We start from the raw sequence: 16,781 nt of genomic DNA on the forward strand, positions 1-16,781 counted from the left end.
TCGAGTCTTCAAACACCTTGACCCTTGACACACACGTCTTCACTATGGGAGCGCTCCCACTGGTTCAAGGCTTGTTGCTCCTCCCCACATCTCCATGAGCACCTCCGAGCCCGCTAGGAGGAACCAGCACCATGCACCCCCGACACAGACGCCGCAGCGCGCGGCGGTTCTGGACCGCTGTCGTGGCGGTTCTCGCCCTTCCCCTGACCATGCTCGCGACGGGCACAACTCCCGCTCAGGCAGCGGCAGTTCAATGCAGCGTCGACTACAAGACGAACGACTGGGGGTCCGGTTTCACCGCGGATCTGACGATCACCAACCGCGGTACGGACGTCATCAACGGCTGGACACTGACGTACGCCTACGCGGGCAACCAGAAGCTCAGCAACGGCTGGAACGGCACCTGGTCCCAGTCCGGCCAGACGGTCACCGTGCAGAACGCCACGTACAACGCGACGATCGCCGCCGGCGCCGCCGTCAGTACCGGCGGTCAGTTCACGTACAGCGGCGCCAACGCGGCGCCGACCTCGTTCGCGATCAACGGGACGACCTGCGCCGGGGCCCACCAGCCGCCGGTCACGGTGCTGACCAGCCCGGTCGCGGGCGCGGTCTACTCGCAGGGTGACGCGGTGCCGATGGCGGCCACTGCGGCTGCGGCGGACAGCGCGACGATCACGAAGATCGAGTTCTACGACGACACCACGCTGCTCGGCACGGACACGACCTCGCCGTACACGTACTCGGCCACCGGACTGGCCGTGGGAAGTCACTCGCTGCTGGCCAAGGCGTACGACAGCCTGGGTGCCTCGGCGCCGTCCACGCCGGTAGGCATCACGGTCGCCTCGGGTCCCGCCGTGGTCGCCGTACCGACCCAACTCGGCGTCCAGCAGGGCAAGACGGGCACGTACGACGTGAAGCTGTCGACACAGCCGAGCGTGAACGTGACCGTGGCGACGGCCCGCGCGAGCGGCAACACCGGCCTGTCTGTCACGGGCGGCGCCTCGCTCACCTTCACGCCGTCGAACTGGAACACGGCCCAGAAGGTGACGATCACCGCCAACGCGACAGGCACCGGATCGGCGGTCTTCGACTCGACGGCCACCGGCCACGCCAAGGCGACGGTCACCGTCACCGAGCTGGCGGCCTCGAAGGTGTACGACGCCCGCTTCCTGGACCTCTACGGGAAGATCACCAACCCGGCGAGCGGCTACTTCTCCCCCGAGGGCATTCCCTACCACTCGGTGGAGACGCTGATCGTCGAGGCGCCGGACCAGGGCCACGAGACCACGTCGGAGGCGTACAGCTACCTCCTGTGGCTCCAGGCCATGTACGGCAAGGTGACGGGCGACTGGACCAAGTTCAACGGCGCCTGGTCGATCATGGAGCAGTACATGATCCCCACCCACGCCGACCAGCCGACCAACTCCTTCTACAACGCGTCGAAGCCGGCGACGTACGCCCCTGAGTACGATCTGCCGAGCCAGTATCCGGCCGCGCTCAACACCGCTGTCCCGGTCGGCACGGACCCCATCGCGGCCGAGCTGAAGACCGCGTACGGCACGGACGACGTCTACGGTATGCACTGGCTCCAGGACGTCGACAACGTGTACGGCTACGGCAACTCGCCCGGCAAGTGCGAGGCGGGCCCGACGGACACCGGTCCCTCGTACATCAACACCTTCCAGCGCGGATCGCAGGAATCGGTGTGGGAGACCGTTCCGCAGCCGACCTGCGACGCCTTCAAGTACGGCGGTACGAACGGGTACTTGGACCTGTTCACCGGCGACGCGTCGTACGCGAAGCAGTGGAAGTACACCGACGCCCCGGACGCCGACGCGCGCGCCGTGCAGGCCGCGTACTGGGCCGATGTCTGGGCGAAGGAGCAGGGCAAGGGCAGTGACGTCTCGACGACCGTCGGCAAGGCGGCCAAGATGGGCGACTACCTGCGCTACTCGATGTACGACAAGTACTTCAAGAAGATCGGCAACTGTGTCGGTCCGACGACCTGCGCCGCCGGTACCGGCAAGGACGCCTCGCACTATCTGATGTCCTGGTACTACGCGTGGGGCGGCGCCAACGACACCTCGGCCGGCTGGGCCTGGCGCATCGGCTCCAGCCACACGCACGGCGGCTACCAGAACCCGCTGGCCGCCTACGCGCTCAGCTCGTACGCCGACCTGAAGCCCAAGTCGGCGACAGGGCAGGCGGACTGGACGAAGTCCCTGGGGCGGCAGATCGAGTTCTACCGCTGGCTCCAGTCCAACGAGGGTGCCATCGCGGGCGGCGCGACCAACAGCTGGGCGGGCCGCTACGCGACCCCGCCGACCGGCACGCCGACCTTCTACGGCATGTACTACGACGAAGCTCCCGTGTACCACGACCCGCCGTCCAACCAGTGGTTCGGCTTCCAGGCGTGGTCCATGGAGCGGGTCGCCGAGTACTACCAGCAGACGGGCAACGCGGCGGCGAAGACCGTCCTGGACAAGTGGGTCGACTGGGCCCTGTCCAAGACGACCGTCAACCCCGACGGCACCTACCGCATCCCGTCGACGCTCCAGTGGTCGGGCTCCCCCGACACCTGGAACGCCACAACTCCGGGCGCCAACGCGGGACTTCATGTCACCGTCGCCGACTACACCAACGACGTGGGCGTGGCGGCGGCGTACGCCAAGACGCTGACGTACTACGCCGACCGCTCCGGTGACACCGAGGCGGCGACGACGGCGAAGGCGCTGCTGGACGGCATGTGGTCCAACTACCAGGACACCCTGGGTATCGCCGTCCCGGAGACCCGCACGGACTACAACCGTTTCGACGACGCCGTCTACGTGCCGTCGGGCTGGACGGGGAAGATGCCGAACGGCGACACGGTCAACTCGTCGTCGACCTTCATCTCGCTCCGCTCCTTCTACAAGAACGACCCCAACTGGTCGAAGATCGAGGGGTACCTGGCCGGTGGCGCCGCGCCCTCGTTCACCTACCACCGGTTCTGGGCCCAGGCGGACATAGCCCTCGCCATGGGTTCGTACGCGGAGCTACTCGAATAGCCCCCGCCGGGTCCAACCGGACCTGAGCTCCGCGTACCGCGGCCGGGCGGCCCCCTCCCGCACTGGGGGCCGCCCGGTCGTCGCGTACTGCTCCCCCCCCCACCTCCACCTCCACCCCCACGCTCTCACTCCCCAAGAGACCTCTTGCTGAGAGGACCCCCCACCCATGCGAAGAACCCGTATCCTCACGGCCGTACTGGCCCTGACCGCAGGCCTGTTGACGGCCGGCCCGCTCGCGCTCGCCGCCCCGTCCGCCGCGGAGGTGAAGCTCGCGGCCGACACGTACACCTGGAAGAACGCCCGGATCGACGGCGGCGGCTTCGTCCCCGGCATCGTCTTCAACCGCACCGAGAAGAACCTGGCGTACGCCCGTACGGACATCGGCGGCGCCTACCGCTGGCAGGAGTCGACGAAGACGTGGACCCCGCTGACGGACTCGGTCGGCTGGGACCGCTGGGGCCACACCGGTGTGGTCAGCCTCGCGTCCGACTCCGTGGACCCGAACAAGGTGTACGCGGCTGTCGGCACGTACACCAACAGCTGGGACCCCGGAAACGGTGCCGTGCTGAGGTCGGGTGACCGGGGCGCGAGCTGGCAACGGGCCGATCTGCCCTTCAAGTTGGGCGGCAACATGCCCGGCCGGGGCATGGGTGAGCGTCTCGCTGTCGACCCGAACAGGAACAGCGTGCTGTATCTGGGCGCGCCCAGCGGCAAGGGCCTGTGGCGGTCGACGGACTCGGGGGTGACCTGGTCGCAGGTGGCGAACTTCCCCAACGTCGGCAACTACGCGCAGGATCCGACCGACACCAGCGGGTACTCCAGCGACAACCAGGGCATCGTCTGGGTCACCTTCGACGAGTCGACGGGTACGGCCGGGAACGCGACCCGCACGATCTATGTCGGGGTCGCCGACAAGGACAACGCGGTGTACCGCTCGACGGACGCGGGCGCGACCTGGTCGCGGGTGGCCGGGCAGCCCACCGGCTATCTGGCCCACAAGGGCGTACTGGACGCGAAGAACAGCTACCTGTACCTGCCGTACAGCGACAAGGGCGGACCGTACGACGGCGGCAAGGGCCAGTTGTGGCGGTACGCGACGGCGACCGGCACCTGGACGAACATCAGCCCGGTCGCGGAGGCGGACACCTACTACGGGTTCAGCGGGCTGACGATCGACCGGCAGAAGCCGGGCACGGTGATGGCGACGGCGTACAGCTCCTGGTGGCCGGACACGCAGCTGTTCCGCTCCACGGACAGCGGCGGCACCTGGACGAAGGCCTGGGACTACACCTCGTACCCCACCCGCGCGAACCGGTTCACGATGGACGTCTCGTCCTCCCCGTGGCTGACCTTCGGCGCGAACCCCTCGCCGCCCGAACAGAGCCCGAAACTGGGGTGGATGACGGAGTCGCTGGAGATCGACCCGTTCAACTCGAACCGCATGATGTACGGAACGGGCGCGACGGTCTACGGCACCGAGAACCTCACGAACTGGGACAGCGGCAGCCAGTTCAGCATCAAACCGATGGTCCAGGGCCTGGAGGAGACAGCGGTCCTCGACCTGGCCGCTCCCCCGTCGGGCGGTGCGGTACTGCTCAGCGCTCTGGGCGACATCGGTGGCTTCCGGCACACGGATCTCACCAAGGTCCCGTCGATGATGTTCACTTCACCGAACTTCACCACCACCACGAGCCTGGACTACGCCGAGACCAACCCGGGGATCGTGGCCCGCGTCGGCGACCTGGACTCGGGCCCGCATGTCGCGTTCTCGACGGACAACGGCGCCAACTGGTTCGCGGGGACGGACCCTTCGGGCGTCTCGGGCGGCGGCACGATCGCGGCGGCGTCGGACGGCAGCCGGTTCGTGTGGAGTCCGGCAGGCACGGGCGTGCAGTACGCGACGGGTTTCGGTACGTCGTGGTCGGCGTCGTCGGGTATCCCGGCAGGCGCGATCGTCGAGTCCGACCGGGTGGACGCGAAGACGTTCTACGGTTTCAAGTCGGGCAAGTTCTACGTGAGTTCGGACGGTGGCGCGACCTTCACGGCGTCGGCGGCGACCGGCCTCCCGGCCGGCGACAGCGTGCGCTTCAAGGCCCTCCCGGCCACGAAGGGTGACGTCTGGCTGGCGGGCGGCGCGACGGACGGCGCGTACGGCCTGTGGCACTCGACGGACGGCGGCACGACGTTCACCAAGCTGTCCAACGTCGACCAGGCGGACACCATCGGCTTCGGCAAGGCGGCGACGGGAGCGACGTACCAGACGCTCTACACGAGCGCGAAGATCGGCGGAGTACGCGGCATCTTCCGCTCCACGGACAAGGGAGCGACCTGGACGCGTATCAACGACGACACCCACCAGTGGGGTTGGACGGGCGCGGCGATCACCGGTGACCCGAGGGTGTACGGGCGCGTGTACGTGTCGACGAACGGGCGCGGTGTCGTCTACGGCGAGTCGTCGGACGCGAGCGGCGGAGGCGGCACGGATCCGACGCCGACGCCGACACCTACGCCTACGCCTACGCCTACGTCCACGGGGGCCTGCGCGGTGACGTACAAGGTCACCAGCGAGTGGTCGGGCGGCTTCCAGGCGGACGTGAAGCTCGCCAACACCGGCACAACCGCCTGGAGCAGCTGGGCACTTGGCTGGTCCTTCCCGAACGGCCAGACCGTCTCCCAACTCTGGAACGCCGAGTACACCCAGTCGGGTGCCGCGGTGACGGCGAAGAACGTGAACTGGAACGCGAACGTGGCGGCCGGCTCGTCGGTCAGCTTCGGATTCACGGGCAACTGGTCGGGCACGAACGGAAAACCGGCCGCGTTCAAGCTGGGTGACCAGAGCTGCACGGTCGCCTGAACCGGTGGGTGCGTGTCCGGCGGGACACGCACCCACCGTCGTTCACGGGGTGTAGACGGTCGGCCTCGGGGCCGTCGGCATGCCGTTGCCGATGAAGAAGCTGGGGTGCGGGGGCTGGTTGTACGCCGTGTTCTGCCAGGCGATGCCCGTGCGGTACATCGTGTCGTGCAGCAGGGTCGTGATCCTCGTCGTCGTCTCGATCGGCGTCGAGTAGATACGCAGGGCCGTGTTGTCGCTCGTCGCCCAGACGACCTCCTCGCGCCAGTCGCCGAAGAGGTCCCCGGAGAGCGCCGGAGTGGCCTTCGTGCTGTTGTTGGAGTGGACTGACGCGCCGGTCAGCAGGCGGGTGTCGGAGGACGTGCCGTACTTGTCGATGTGCGTACCGTCGAGGAGTTCACGGACCGGGTCTGCGTCCCACCAGGACAGGAAGTTGACGGAGGACGGTTCGCGGCCCTTGGTGGCGCCGGCCTCGTCGCGGATCGATGAGTCCGAGGCCGACCAGACCTCCGCTCCGTCGTTGCCCGCCCAGATGTCCCCGGCGACTCCCCGGCCGTTGTCGCAGCAGGCCGCGATGCTCCAGTTGACGGTTCCGTTGGCCGGGTTGATGTACAGCTCGGCCGGCTGGGAGCTGGACTCGGACACCTTGAAGTACTCCAGGCCCGCGTGCCCCGGGTCCAGGTCGCCGAGGTGCTGGGCGTCGCCGTGCCCCGTCTTCGTCGTCCAGAGCCCGTTGCCGTTGTCGTCGACGGCCATCGCCCCGTAGACGATCTCGTCCTTGCCGTCGCCGTCGACGTCCCCGACCGACAGGCTGTGCGAGCCCTGGCCGTCGAACCCCTTGCCGCTGTTGGTGGAGGAGCTGGAGTCGAAGGTCCAGCGGCGCGTGAACGCCCCGTTCCGCCAGTCCCAGGCCGCGAGCACGGTACGCGTGTAGTAGCCGCGCGCCATGATCAGGGAGGGCCGGGCGCCGTCCAGGTAGGCGGTACCGGCGAGGAACCGGTCGACCCGGTTGCCGTAGGAGTCGCCCCACGAGGAGACGGTGCCGCGCGCCGGGACGTAGTCGACGGTGCCCATCGCCTTGCCGGTCTGCCCGTTGAACATGGTCAGGTACTCGGGCCCGGAGAGCACGTAACCGCTCGAATTCCGGTAGTCCGCAGCCGAGTTGCCGATGACGGCACCGGTTCCGTCGACCGTCGCGTCCGCCGTCTTCATCGCGACCTCGGCCTTGCGGTCGCCGTCGTAGTCGTACACCTGAAACTGTGTGTAGTGCGCGCCCGAGCGGATGTTGCGGCCCAGGTCGATACGCCACAACCGCGTACCGTCGAGCTTGATCCCGTCGACGATCGTGTTGCCGGTGTACCCCGACTGGGAGTTGTCCTTGGCGTTGGTGGGCTGCCACTTCAGTACGAAGTCGAGCGTGCCGTCACCGTCCAGGTCACCGACCGAGGCGTCGTTCGCCTCGTAGGTGTAGGCGACCCCGTCGGGGGTCGTGCCGCCGGCGGGCGGGGTGATCGGGACGTCCTTGTATCCGGTGCGGAACTGGATCGCGTGCACGGAGTCGGCCTGTTCCACGCCGCCGACGATCGCCCGGACCGTGTAGTCGGCCTGGGCCGGGGCGCCCGAGTGGAAGTAGTTCGTGGAGCCGGTGACCGGCGTCGAGTTGACCAGCGCACCGGCCCGGTAGACGTTGAAGGACACGTCGTTCGGGTCGGTGCCGAGCCAGCGCCAGCTGACCAGGTTGCCGCTGTCGGTGTGCACGCTGACGACACCCCGGTCGAGCGCCTCGACCTGCCGGGCGGTGGCGGCCTCGGCCGGCGCGGCGGAGAGCGACACCAGCCCTGCGGCGGCGAGGACTCCGGCGGTCACGGCGGACAGCAGGGTCCGGCGTCTGGTGCGGGTGGGGGGATGGGGCTGGGCATGCGGCTGCGGGTGCTGCACGGTACCTACCTCCTGCGGGGCGGACGGGTTCCACTCCTCAGTCGCCGCCGCCCGCAGGGGAGTTGCCGCTCGGGTGCGCGAAGTCGCCGTATCGCGCCGCCAGTTCCGTCACCGTCCGGGCGATCCGCTCCCGCAGCTCGGCCGGCGCCAGCACCTCGACGCCTGTACCGAGTCTCAGGAACTCCCCGTGGGCTCGGTCGACGGACTCGATGGGTACCGTCGCCAGGGTCCACCCCTCCTCATCCATAAGGCCGTTGACCTCGACGGCGTCGGCGGCGGGCCCCGACAGCCGCACGCCGGGCGCCAGCCGCACCAACGCCTCGGCGCGGTAGAGCCGGTCATGGAAGTCGCGTTGGTACGCCGTCCAGTACGCGGCCACGTCGAAGGTATCCGGCCGGGTGAACTCCTCGTCGGACGAAGCGAGTTCAAGGATCTGGTCGACGCGGAAGGTACGGGGCCCGGGTCCCGCGACGACGTACCAGCGCCCCGCCTTCAGTACCAGTCCGTACGGCTCCAGGCGGCGCTCCACATCGGTGGGCTCGGCCCAGCGGCGGTACAGGACGTGCAGGACCCGGCTGTTCCACACCGCGTCGGCGACCGCCGGGAGGTACGGCGCCTCCTCGGCATCCGCGTACCAGCCGGGCGCGTCGAGGTGGAAGCGGCCGCTGATCCGGTCGGCATGGGCGCGCAGCTCCGGCGGCAGGGCGGCGCGGACCTTGAGCTGGGCGGCGGCGAGGACCGAGCCGAGGCCGAGCTCGGCGGCCGGTCCCGGGACCCCGGCGAGGAACAGCGCCTCGGCCTCGTCGGCGTTCAGGCCCGTCAGCCGGGTGCGGTAGCCGTCGAGGAGACGGTAGCCGCCGGCGTGACCCGCGTCGCCGTACAGGGGCACGCCCGCCGCGCTCAGCGCCTCGACGTCCCGGTAGACCGTACGCACCGACACCTCCAGCTCCTCGGCGAGCTGGGCAGCGGTCATCCGCCCCCGGGTCTGGAGCAGCAGGAGGACGGAAAGCAGCCGACTGGACCTCACGCGAACATCACCCACTTCACTGACACAGGATGTCAGTGAAGTGGCCTTAACGTCCCCTCATGCCCAACACCCCCGTGACCCCCGTCACCGCCTTCACTCCGTTCAGCGAGAAACTGCTGACCGTTCTCCCGCCCGTCGAGGTGGCCGGCCGGCACATCAAGCGCTACCACGTCACGACCGACCCGGGAGGCATCGCACCCGACGTCGAGGAGGCCGCGTACGCGATGCTGCCGAAGCTGCTCCCGGAGCCGGACGGCACCCCGCCCGCCACCTTCGTCGTCCTGCACCGGGGCGGCGACGACGGCGCCTACCTCAACGCGTACAGCTGGGTGTGGGACAACGTCCTGCACTTCAGGGGCGCGGCTGCGGGCCAGCCGGTGCTCGGCTGCCCGGACCGTGACCCCACGCACTTCATCACGCCTGACGCCCCCTGGATCGGCTGCGTCTGGGAGCTGCCGCCGATCCTGCACGAACGCGACGCCTGGGTAAGGCACTTGCTGGCTCCCCATGTCCCGGACCTGGGCGCCTACTTGGCCGACAGCCTGCCCGAGGGAACCACTGGAGACCGCTCATGAGCAGCCCGCACGACTTCGACTTCCTGCACGGCGGGTGGACGGTCCGCAACCGCCGCCGCACCGACTTCCTCGACCTGGCAGGCAGTTGGGAGGAGTTCGACGGAACGAGCCGCTGCTGGAGTCTGTTCGACGGGGCCGCGAACATCGAGGAGATCGACATGCCGCCCCTCGGGTCGAAGGGACTCACACTGCGGTTGTTCGACCGCGAGACCGAGGAGTGGTCGCTGAACTGGTCCGCGAGCGGCAGCGGCAGACTGTTCCCACCGGTGAAGGGCGGCTTCACCGACCAACAGGGCGCTTTTCAGGGCGAGTTCTACGGTGATGACACATGCGACGGCAAGGACGTCCGGGTGCGGTTCGTGTGGTCGGAGATCTCGGACAGCACGGCACGCTGGGAGCAGGCGTTCTCGGCCGACGACGGGGCGACCTGGATGACCAACTGGACGATGGCCTTCACCCGAGTCGCCTTCCCCCAGAAGGATGGCTCCTCAGGATGACCATGGCTTGCGGAACGCCCGCAGCGTGAACACCGGGTCCGGGCGGGGCCGGTCCTGATCGGGCAGCGCCTCCAGGCGGGCGGCGAAGTCGTCGGCCAGCGGGTCGCCCGGCGGTAACGTCATGAACCATCCGCGCCGCAGGTCCGCGACGGCCCGCCGGGGACTGCGTCCTTGTCCACGCCCCCGGAAGCGCGCCTCACCGGCCGGAACCAGTCCGTGCTCGGCGGCATAGGCCTCGACGTCGGCTGCCGCGTCCGGTGCCGCACGCCACGGGCGCGAAGCGAGAATGGCGTCGATGTCGCTGCCCACGTTGTGCGAGGCGCCCTTGTCGACGGTGGTGACGTACACCCCGCCCGGCCGCAGCACCCGCGCGCACTCCCCGACGATGGCCCGGACATCCTCGGCCCGCCCGGCGAGATGCAGCAGCCAGACACTGGTCACCGCATCCAACCGGCCGTCCGGAAAGGGGAGTTGACGGCTGTCGGCGAGTACGACGGTCCCCGGCAGCCGAGCGGCGGCCCGCCTCGCCATCGCGTCGGTCAGGTCGACGCCCGTCACCCGCGTCCCGGTCCGCGCCGCCGCGAGCCGCCGGGTCACGATGCCCGTACCGCACCCCACGTCGAGCAGGCTGCGTGCCGCTTCGGGTACGAGGCTCAGCACGGCCTCCGCGGCAGCCGCCGCCCTGGGCTCGCCGCCGCGCGAGGCGTCGTACCGCTCCGCCTCCTGGTTGTAGTCCAGCACGATCGCGATCCCTCGGCCCGGTCAGTTCGCCCCGTGGCCCGCTGCGAGGGCCTCGACTCTGCGGGCGAGCTGGAAGTCGAGGTCCGTGACGGCGCCGCCCGCACTGTGGGTGTTCACGGTGAGTGAGACCGAGTCGTAGCCGAGGGTGAGGTCGGAGTGGTGGCCCAGTTCCTCCTGGACCTGGGCGATGTGGATGACCAGCGCCGTCGCGGCGAAGTGCGAGCCGAGGCGGTAGGAACGGGCGATGCGGTCCCCGTCGAGCGACCAGCCCGGCAGTTCCGCCAACCGGTCCTCGATCTCCTTCTGCGACAGCGGTTCGACGAGCATGGCCACGCTCCTTCACTGATGTGGGGTGCTCTCCAAGCGTGCCACAGGCCGGGCGTTGCGGCCCAGGTCAGGAGGGTGTCCGCCGACCGTTTCGCACTTCGGGTACCGGCCGCTCGTCCGTTCGCCCCCTCTTTGCCGCTCGGCTACGGTCGTCGTTTGACTTCCTCCCCCGTCTAAAGGCGGGGGATTCCAGCGGTCACCCGCTGGGGTTCCTGCTTCATCGACGGCTGCCCCGTCCGGGAGGACTCCCGTTGAGGTCTTACACCGTCTCCACAGGCAGACACGGCCAGCCCGGCCGCGAGAATGTTCTTCGCCGCGTTCACGTCGCGGTCATGTGCAGCGCCGCATTCGCACGTCCACTCACGGACGTTCAGCGGCAGCTTCGCCCGGACCGTGCCGCAGGCCCCGCACAGCTTGCTGGAGGGGAACCAACGGTCGATCACGACGAGTTCGCGCCCGTACCAGGCGCACTTGTACTCCAGCATGGAGCGCAGTTCAGTCCACGAGGCGTCGGAGATGGCGCGCGCGAGCTTGCCGTTCTTCAGCAGGTTACGGACGGCGAGGTCCTCGATCACGACCGTTTGGTTCTCACGGACGAGACGAGTCGAGAGCTTGTGCAGGTGGTCGCGGCGCCGGTCGGCGATCTGGGCGTGGACGCGGGCCACCTCGCGTCGGGCCTTCTCCCGGTTGGCGGAGCCCTTCGCCTTACGGGACAGCTTCCGCTGGGCGCGGGCGAGGCGGGCCCGGTCACGGCGCTCGTGCCGGGGGTTGGAGATCTTCTCCCCGGTGGACAGGGTCACCAGGGAGGTGATCCCCGCGTCGATCCCGACGGCCGCCGCGGTGGCCGGGTCCGGCGTGGCGGTGTCCTCGCACAGCATGGAGACGAACCAGCGTCCCGCAGCGTCCCGGGAGACCGTCACGGTCGACGGCTCCACGCCCTGCGGGAGGGGACGCGACCAGCGGATGCCCAGAGGTTCCGCCATCTTCGCCAGCGTCAGCTTCCCGTCGCGCCACTTGAAGGCGCTGCGGGTGTACTCGGCGGACGCGCGGGACTTCTTCCGGCGCTTGAACCGCGGGTACTTCGCCCGCTGGGCGAAGAAGTTCCCGAACGCCGTCTGAAGGTGCCGCAGCGCCTGCTGAAGCGGAACGGAGGACACCTCGGCCAGGAAGGCGAGTTCCTCGGTCTTCTTCCACTCCGTCAGCGCGGCGGACGACTGGACGTAGGAGACCCGACGCTGCTCGCCATACCAGGCCCGGGTGCGCTCCTCCAGCGCCTTGTTGTACACGAGGCGGACACAGCCGAACGTGCGGGACAGCTCAGCTGCCTGCTCGTCCGTGGGGTAAAAGCGGTACTTGAAAGCCCGCTTGACCTGCTGCGTCACGCCTCACATTCTATCAGTTCCCGTGTGAGCAAAGAGTGCCAGGCGCTGGTCGGCGGACACCGGACCGCCCTGGCGGCGATCCGGCTTTCCCTGCTCTGCTCCGCAGGAGCCCGTTTCCTCCCCGGCCGGGGTATCCACGGAGGAATACCGATGACCACGGTCCCGACCGGCGGCGCGGCCGGCCCCATCGCCCCCTCGGACAAGGCACACAAGGGAGTCTGTCCGCTGCTGCGAGTCTGGCGGAAGCGGCGGCGAACTGGGTTGCGGACATGGCGGATCCCCTCCATCGTGGTCGAAGCGGAAGTCAAGGCAGAAAAGGCAGAAACAGAACCGGAACCCGGGTTCCGGACCGGAGTGCGCCGCCCCGGAACCCGTTGCCACCACTGTTCCGCGCATGCTCACCGGGGTCGATTACCTCCGGGGTAATCTCCGGGCCTCCGATCTGTCAGGCCGACAGCGGAACGTGACACACTGCTCGCGATACTTCGGCGCGTAGGGGAGGCGTGGCGTGAGTGAGCGGCGGGCTGCGCCCACCGTGGGCCAAGTGGTGCTCGGAAGACGGCTCCAGGAGCTGCGCGAGGCCGCCGGGCTGAAACGGGAAGAGGCCGCGCGGGTCCTGCGGGTGGCGGCGGCGACCGTACGGCGGATGGAGATGGCCGAGGTCTCCCTCAAAATCCCTTACGTACATGTGCTGTTGAGGGCGTACGGCGTACCCGAGGACGAACTGGCCGTGTTCGTGGACCTGGCCGAGGAGGCGAACGCGCCCGGCTGGTGGCAGCGGTTCTCCGACGTCCTGCCGGACTGGTTCAGTATGCATGTGAGCCTGGAGGGCTCCGCCCGGCTGATCCGCTCCTACGAACCGCACTTCGTACCCGGCCTGTTGCAGACCCCGGAGTACGCGCGTGCCGTCATGGAGGCCGGGACGATCGGGCACACGGGCCCCGAAGCGGTCGACCGGCATGTGTCGCTGCGCATGGCCCGGCAGAAACTGCTGACCCGCGAACACCCGCCCCACCTCTGGGTGATCATCGACGAGACCGTGCTGCGAAGGCCCGTGAGCATCGACGGCCAGGTCATGCGCGATCAGTTGGACCGGCTCCTCGACGCGTCGGAGAGCGGCCATGTCACCATCCAGGTCGCCGAGTTCCTGGACGGCCCGCACCCCGGGACGTCGGCGCCCTTCGAGCTGTTCCGCTTCGCCGAGCCGGAACTGCCCGACATGGTCTACACGGAGTACCTGACCGGTGCGCTCTATCTGGACTCCCGCCGGGAGGTCGCCTCGCACCTGGAGGTCCTGGACCACATGACGGCGGGTGCCGCATCGGCCCAGCGCACCAAGGAGATCATCGCCGAGTACCGCGACGGCTACTGATCCCCCGATCCGCCGATCCACAGAACCGGCCACAGGACTCACCGAACGAAATCACGGCACTTGAGGAGCACACACCGCATGACCGCACCCGAGGGCGCGCCCACCCGCATAGACACCAGCAGACCCCACCCCGCCCGGGTCTACGACTGGTGGCTCGGCGGCAAGGACAACTACCCGGTGGACGAGGAGCTGGCCCGCAGGATCCTCGCCGTCGACGGCACGGTGCTGCGCGGCGCGCGCGCCAACCGCCGGTTCATGCAACGCGCGACGCGGACCGCCGCCGAGGCCGGGATCCGCCAGTTCCTGGACATCGGCACGGGCATCCCCACCGAGCCGAACCTGCACCAGGTCGCCCAGAGCGTCGCCCCCGACGCCAAGGTGGTGTACGCGGACAACGACCCGATCGTCCTGCGGCACGCACAGGCCCTGCTGCACGGTACGGCCGAGGGCACGACCGACTACGTGCACGCCGACGCCCGCGACCCGGAGACGATCCTGCGCCTGGCCGGCGAGTCCCTGGACTTCGGCCGGCCTGTCGCGCTGTCGCTGGTCGCGCTGACCCACTACCTCGGTGACGAACCCGAGGGCGACAACGTGCACGGGCTGCTGAAGACGTACGTCGACGCGCTCGCCCCCGGCAGCTACCTGATCCTCTCCCAGGTCACCCCGGACCTCAGCCCCGAGGCCATCGCGAAGGCGGCGGAACACTTCAGGCGCAGCGGCACCCCCTTCTTCCCCCGCCCCCTCACCGAGTTCCACCGCTTCTTCGACGGCCTGGAACTGCTCGGCCCCGGCGTGATCCCCGTCTACGGCTGGCGCCCGGACCCGGAGGACGTGGAAACCCAGGCGGAGGGCATCGTCCCGGTGTACGCGGGGGTAGCCCGCAAGCCCTGAACGGGCGCGCTCCCGCGCCCCTTCAGGGGCGCGGGGAACTGCGCGATCAGCCACGACGCAGCCGCAGCCCGCGAACCACCTACACCCCCTTCCCCTTCCCCTTCCCCTTCCCCTTCCCGCCACCCCCCTCTTCCCGCTCGTCCTCAACAATCTCCGCCTCCACCACACCCTCGTCCTCCCCCGCTGGGGCGGAGTCCCCGGTGCCCCGTCCCTCCGTCGGAGACTGTTGCTGGGCCTGCGAATACATCGCCGCCCCCATCCGCTGGCTGACAGTGGCGAGCTTCTCGACCCCCGCCCGCAACGCACTGATGTCGGTCTCCTCGGACAGCAGCCCCTTCACCTCCGCGACGGCCTCCGCGACCTCGGACTTCGCCTCCTCCGGCACCTGTTCCTCGTTGTCCCGTACGAACTTCTCGGTCTGGTAGACGAGTTGCTCGGCCTGGTTGCGCGTCTCGGCCGCCTCCCGGCGCCTGCGGTCGTCGTCGGCGTACTGCTCGGCCTCACGCATCATGCGGTCGATGTCGTCCTTGTGGAGCGCCGAGCCGCCCGTGACGGTCATCTTCTGTTCCCGGCCGGTGGCCAGGTCCTTCGCCGAGACGTGCATGATCCCGTTGGCGTCGATGTCGAAGGCGACCTCGATCTGCGGCACGCCTCGTGGGGCAGGCGGCAGCCCGGTGAGGTCGAAGACGCCCAACTTCTTGTTGTACGCGGCGATTTCACGTTCGCCCTGGTAGACCTGGATACCGACCGAGGGCTGGTTGTCGGCGGCCGTCGTGAAGATCTCCGAACGCCGGGTCGGGATCGTGGTGTTGCGCTCGATGAGCTTGGTCATGATGCCGCCCTTGGTCTCGATGCCGACGGACAGCGGAGTGACGTCGAGCAGCAGGACGTCCTTCACGTCACCGCGGATGACACCAGCCTGGAGTGCGGCTCCCAGGGCGACGACCTCGTCCGGGTTGACGCCCTTGTTCGGCTCCTTGCCGGTGAGTTCCTTGACCAGTTCGCTGACGGCGGGCATCCGGGTCGAGCCGCCGACCAGGATCACGTGGTCGATCGCGGCGAGCTTCACTCCCGCGTCCTTGATCGCCTGGCTGAAGGGTGTCTTGCAGCGGTCGAGCAGGTCGGCGGTGAGCTCCTGGAACTGGGCGCGCGTCAGTTTCTCCTCGAGGTGCAGCGGTCCGTCGGCGGAGGCCGTGACGTAGGGCAGGTTGACGGTCGTCTCGGACGAACTCGACAGCTCGATCTTCGCCTTCTCGGCGCCCTCGCGGAGCCGTTGCAGCGCCATCTTGTCGCTGCCGAGATCGATGCCCTGTTGCCCCTTGAAGCGTTTGACGAGGTGGTCGACGATCCGCTGGTCCCAGTCGTCGCCGCCGAGTTGGGTGTCGCCGTTGGTCGCCTTCACCTCGATGACGCCGTCGCCGATCTCCAGGAGCGACACGTCGAAGGTGCCGCCGCCCAGGTCGAAGACGAGCACGGTCTGTTCCTCGCCCCGGTCGAGGCCGTACGCGAGGGCGGCGGCGGTCGGTTCGTTGATGATCCGCAGCACCTTCAGGCCGGCGATCTCCCCGGCCTCCTTGGTGGCCTGCCGCTGGGAGTCGTCGAAGTACGCCGGCACGGTGATCACCGCGTCCGAGACGTCCTCGCCGAGATACGCCTCCGCGTCCCGCTTCAGCTTCTGCAGCACGCGCGCGGAGAGTTCCTGGGCGCGGTAGCGGGTGCCGTCCACGGCCCCCTGGTCGGGAAACCGCCAATGTCCGTCGCCCATATGACGCTTGACGGAGCGGGCGGTGCGCTCCACGTTCGTCACGGCCTGCCGCTTGGCGACCTCGCCGACGAGCACCTCCCCGTTCTTCGCGAAGGCCACGACAGACGGTGTGGTCCTCGCCCCCTCGGCGTTCGCGACGACGGTGGGCTCACCGCCCTCCAACACGGCCACCACCGAGTTCGTGGTCCCGAGATCGATCCCGACCGCACGTGCCACAGCTGTCCCCTTCCGCCAGGACGCTTCCCGCCCTCATGCACAAAACCTGAGTGACTTCCTGTCGGTCCTTTCTCCGGGCTCCTCCTTTGAGGTACCCCGGAAACGACGATGCCGCGCACCCTTGGAGCAAGGGGCGCGGCAAGAGGCGT

Annotated in this window: 12 protein-coding genes; 6 read left to right on the forward strand and 6 right to left on the reverse strand. The window is 69.0% G+C overall.

Annotation, left to right across the window (positions count from 1 at the left end):
* The first annotated feature begins 131 nt into the window (after nucleotides 1–131).
* The gene (locus G3I71_RS38460; protein WP_164322413.1) at nucleotides 132–3,047 is read left to right on the forward strand and encodes a glycoside hydrolase family 48 protein; all 2,916 of its coding nucleotides are present in this window, start codon (nucleotides 132–134) and stop codon (nucleotides 3,045–3,047) included.
* Between the two features lie 166 nt (nucleotides 3,048–3,213).
* Nucleotides 3,214–5,901 (forward strand): cellulose binding domain-containing protein, encoded by a 2,688-nt coding sequence (locus tag G3I71_RS38465; RefSeq protein WP_164322416.1) that lies wholly within the window; start codon nucleotides 3,214–3,216, stop codon nucleotides 5,899–5,901.
* 42 nt (nucleotides 5,902–5,943) lie between these two features.
* Here the strand turns inward: G3I71_RS38465 and G3I71_RS38470 are convergent, their stop codons facing one another.
* Both G3I71_RS38470 and G3I71_RS38475 read right to left on the reverse strand, forming a co-directional pair.
* Nucleotides 5,944–7,776, reverse strand: a complete 1,833-nt coding sequence (locus G3I71_RS38470; protein WP_203732498.1) for a rhamnogalacturonan lyase — start codon at nucleotides 7,774–7,776, stop codon at nucleotides 5,944–5,946.
* A gap of 97 nt (nucleotides 7,777–7,873) precedes the next feature.
* Nucleotides 7,874–8,863 carry a YafY family protein gene (locus G3I71_RS38475; protein ID WP_164322420.1) on the reverse strand — a complete coding sequence of 330 codons (990 nt, stop codon included), beginning with the start codon at nucleotides 8,861–8,863 and terminating at the stop codon, nucleotides 7,874–7,876.
* A 59-nt stretch (nucleotides 8,864–8,922) separates the two neighbouring features.
* Here G3I71_RS38475 and G3I71_RS38480 point away from each other — a divergent pair, with 59 nt between their 5' ends.
* Together G3I71_RS38480 and G3I71_RS38485 are read left to right on the forward strand one after the other, a co-directional pair.
* Entirely contained in the window at nucleotides 8,923–9,438 is a 516-nt protein-coding gene (locus tag G3I71_RS38480) for a hypothetical protein (RefSeq protein WP_164322422.1), read from the forward strand.
* Nucleotides 9,435–9,935, forward strand: a complete 501-nt coding sequence (locus G3I71_RS38485; RefSeq protein ID WP_164322423.1) for a hypothetical protein — start codon at nucleotides 9,435–9,437, stop codon at nucleotides 9,933–9,935. The genes G3I71_RS38480 and G3I71_RS38485 overlap by 4 nt, the downstream gene beginning before the upstream one ends.
* On the opposite strand, the gene G3I71_RS38490 is transcribed toward G3I71_RS38485, so the two are convergent.
* The 3 genes from G3I71_RS38490 to G3I71_RS38500 all read right to left on the reverse strand — a co-directional run bounded on the left by G3I71_RS38490 (nucleotide 9,927) and on the right by G3I71_RS38500 (nucleotide 12,385).
* Nucleotides 9,927–10,676, reverse strand: coding sequence for a class I SAM-dependent methyltransferase (locus G3I71_RS38490; protein WP_164322426.1), 750 nt, complete (start codon nucleotides 10,674–10,676; stop codon nucleotides 9,927–9,929). The two genes, G3I71_RS38485 and G3I71_RS38490, sit on opposite strands and share 9 nt — an antisense overlap.
* Before the next feature lie 21 nt (nucleotides 10,677–10,697).
* Nucleotides 10,698–11,003: a 4a-hydroxytetrahydrobiopterin dehydratase gene (locus tag G3I71_RS38495; protein WP_164322428.1), complete on the reverse strand. Its 306-nt coding sequence runs from the start codon at nucleotides 11,001–11,003 to the stop codon at nucleotides 10,698–10,700.
* Between the two features lie 173 nt (nucleotides 11,004–11,176).
* Complete coding sequence (locus tag G3I71_RS38500; RefSeq protein WP_164322430.1) at nucleotides 11,177–12,385, reverse strand: RNA-guided endonuclease TnpB family protein; 1,209 nt, start codon at nucleotides 12,383–12,385, stop codon at nucleotides 11,177–11,179.
* A 508-nt stretch (nucleotides 12,386–12,893) separates the two neighbouring features.
* Between G3I71_RS38500 and G3I71_RS38505 the strand changes: the two genes are divergently transcribed.
* Both G3I71_RS38505 and G3I71_RS38510 read left to right on the forward strand, forming a co-directional pair.
* Entirely contained in the window at nucleotides 12,894–13,757 is an 864-nt protein-coding gene (locus G3I71_RS38505; protein ID WP_164322432.1) for a helix-turn-helix transcriptional regulator, read from the forward strand.
* Nucleotides 13,758–13,835: 78 nt separating this feature from the next.
* Complete coding sequence (locus G3I71_RS38510) at nucleotides 13,836–14,651, forward strand: SAM-dependent methyltransferase (RefSeq protein ID WP_164322434.1); 816 nt, start codon at nucleotides 13,836–13,838, stop codon at nucleotides 14,649–14,651.
* A gap of 79 nt (nucleotides 14,652–14,730) precedes the next feature.
* Here the strand turns inward: G3I71_RS38510 and dnaK are convergent, their stop codons facing one another.
* Nucleotides 14,731–16,632, reverse strand: a complete 1,902-nt coding sequence (gene dnaK, locus G3I71_RS38515) for a molecular chaperone DnaK (protein WP_164322435.1) — start codon at nucleotides 16,630–16,632, stop codon at nucleotides 14,731–14,733.
* Nucleotides 16,633–16,781: the final 149 nt, after the last annotated feature.

It is taken from the genome of Streptomyces sp. SID12501 (assembly GCF_010550245.1).
In the GTDB taxonomy this organism is placed as follows: domain Bacteria; phylum Actinomycetota; class Actinomycetes; order Streptomycetales; family Streptomycetaceae; genus Streptomyces.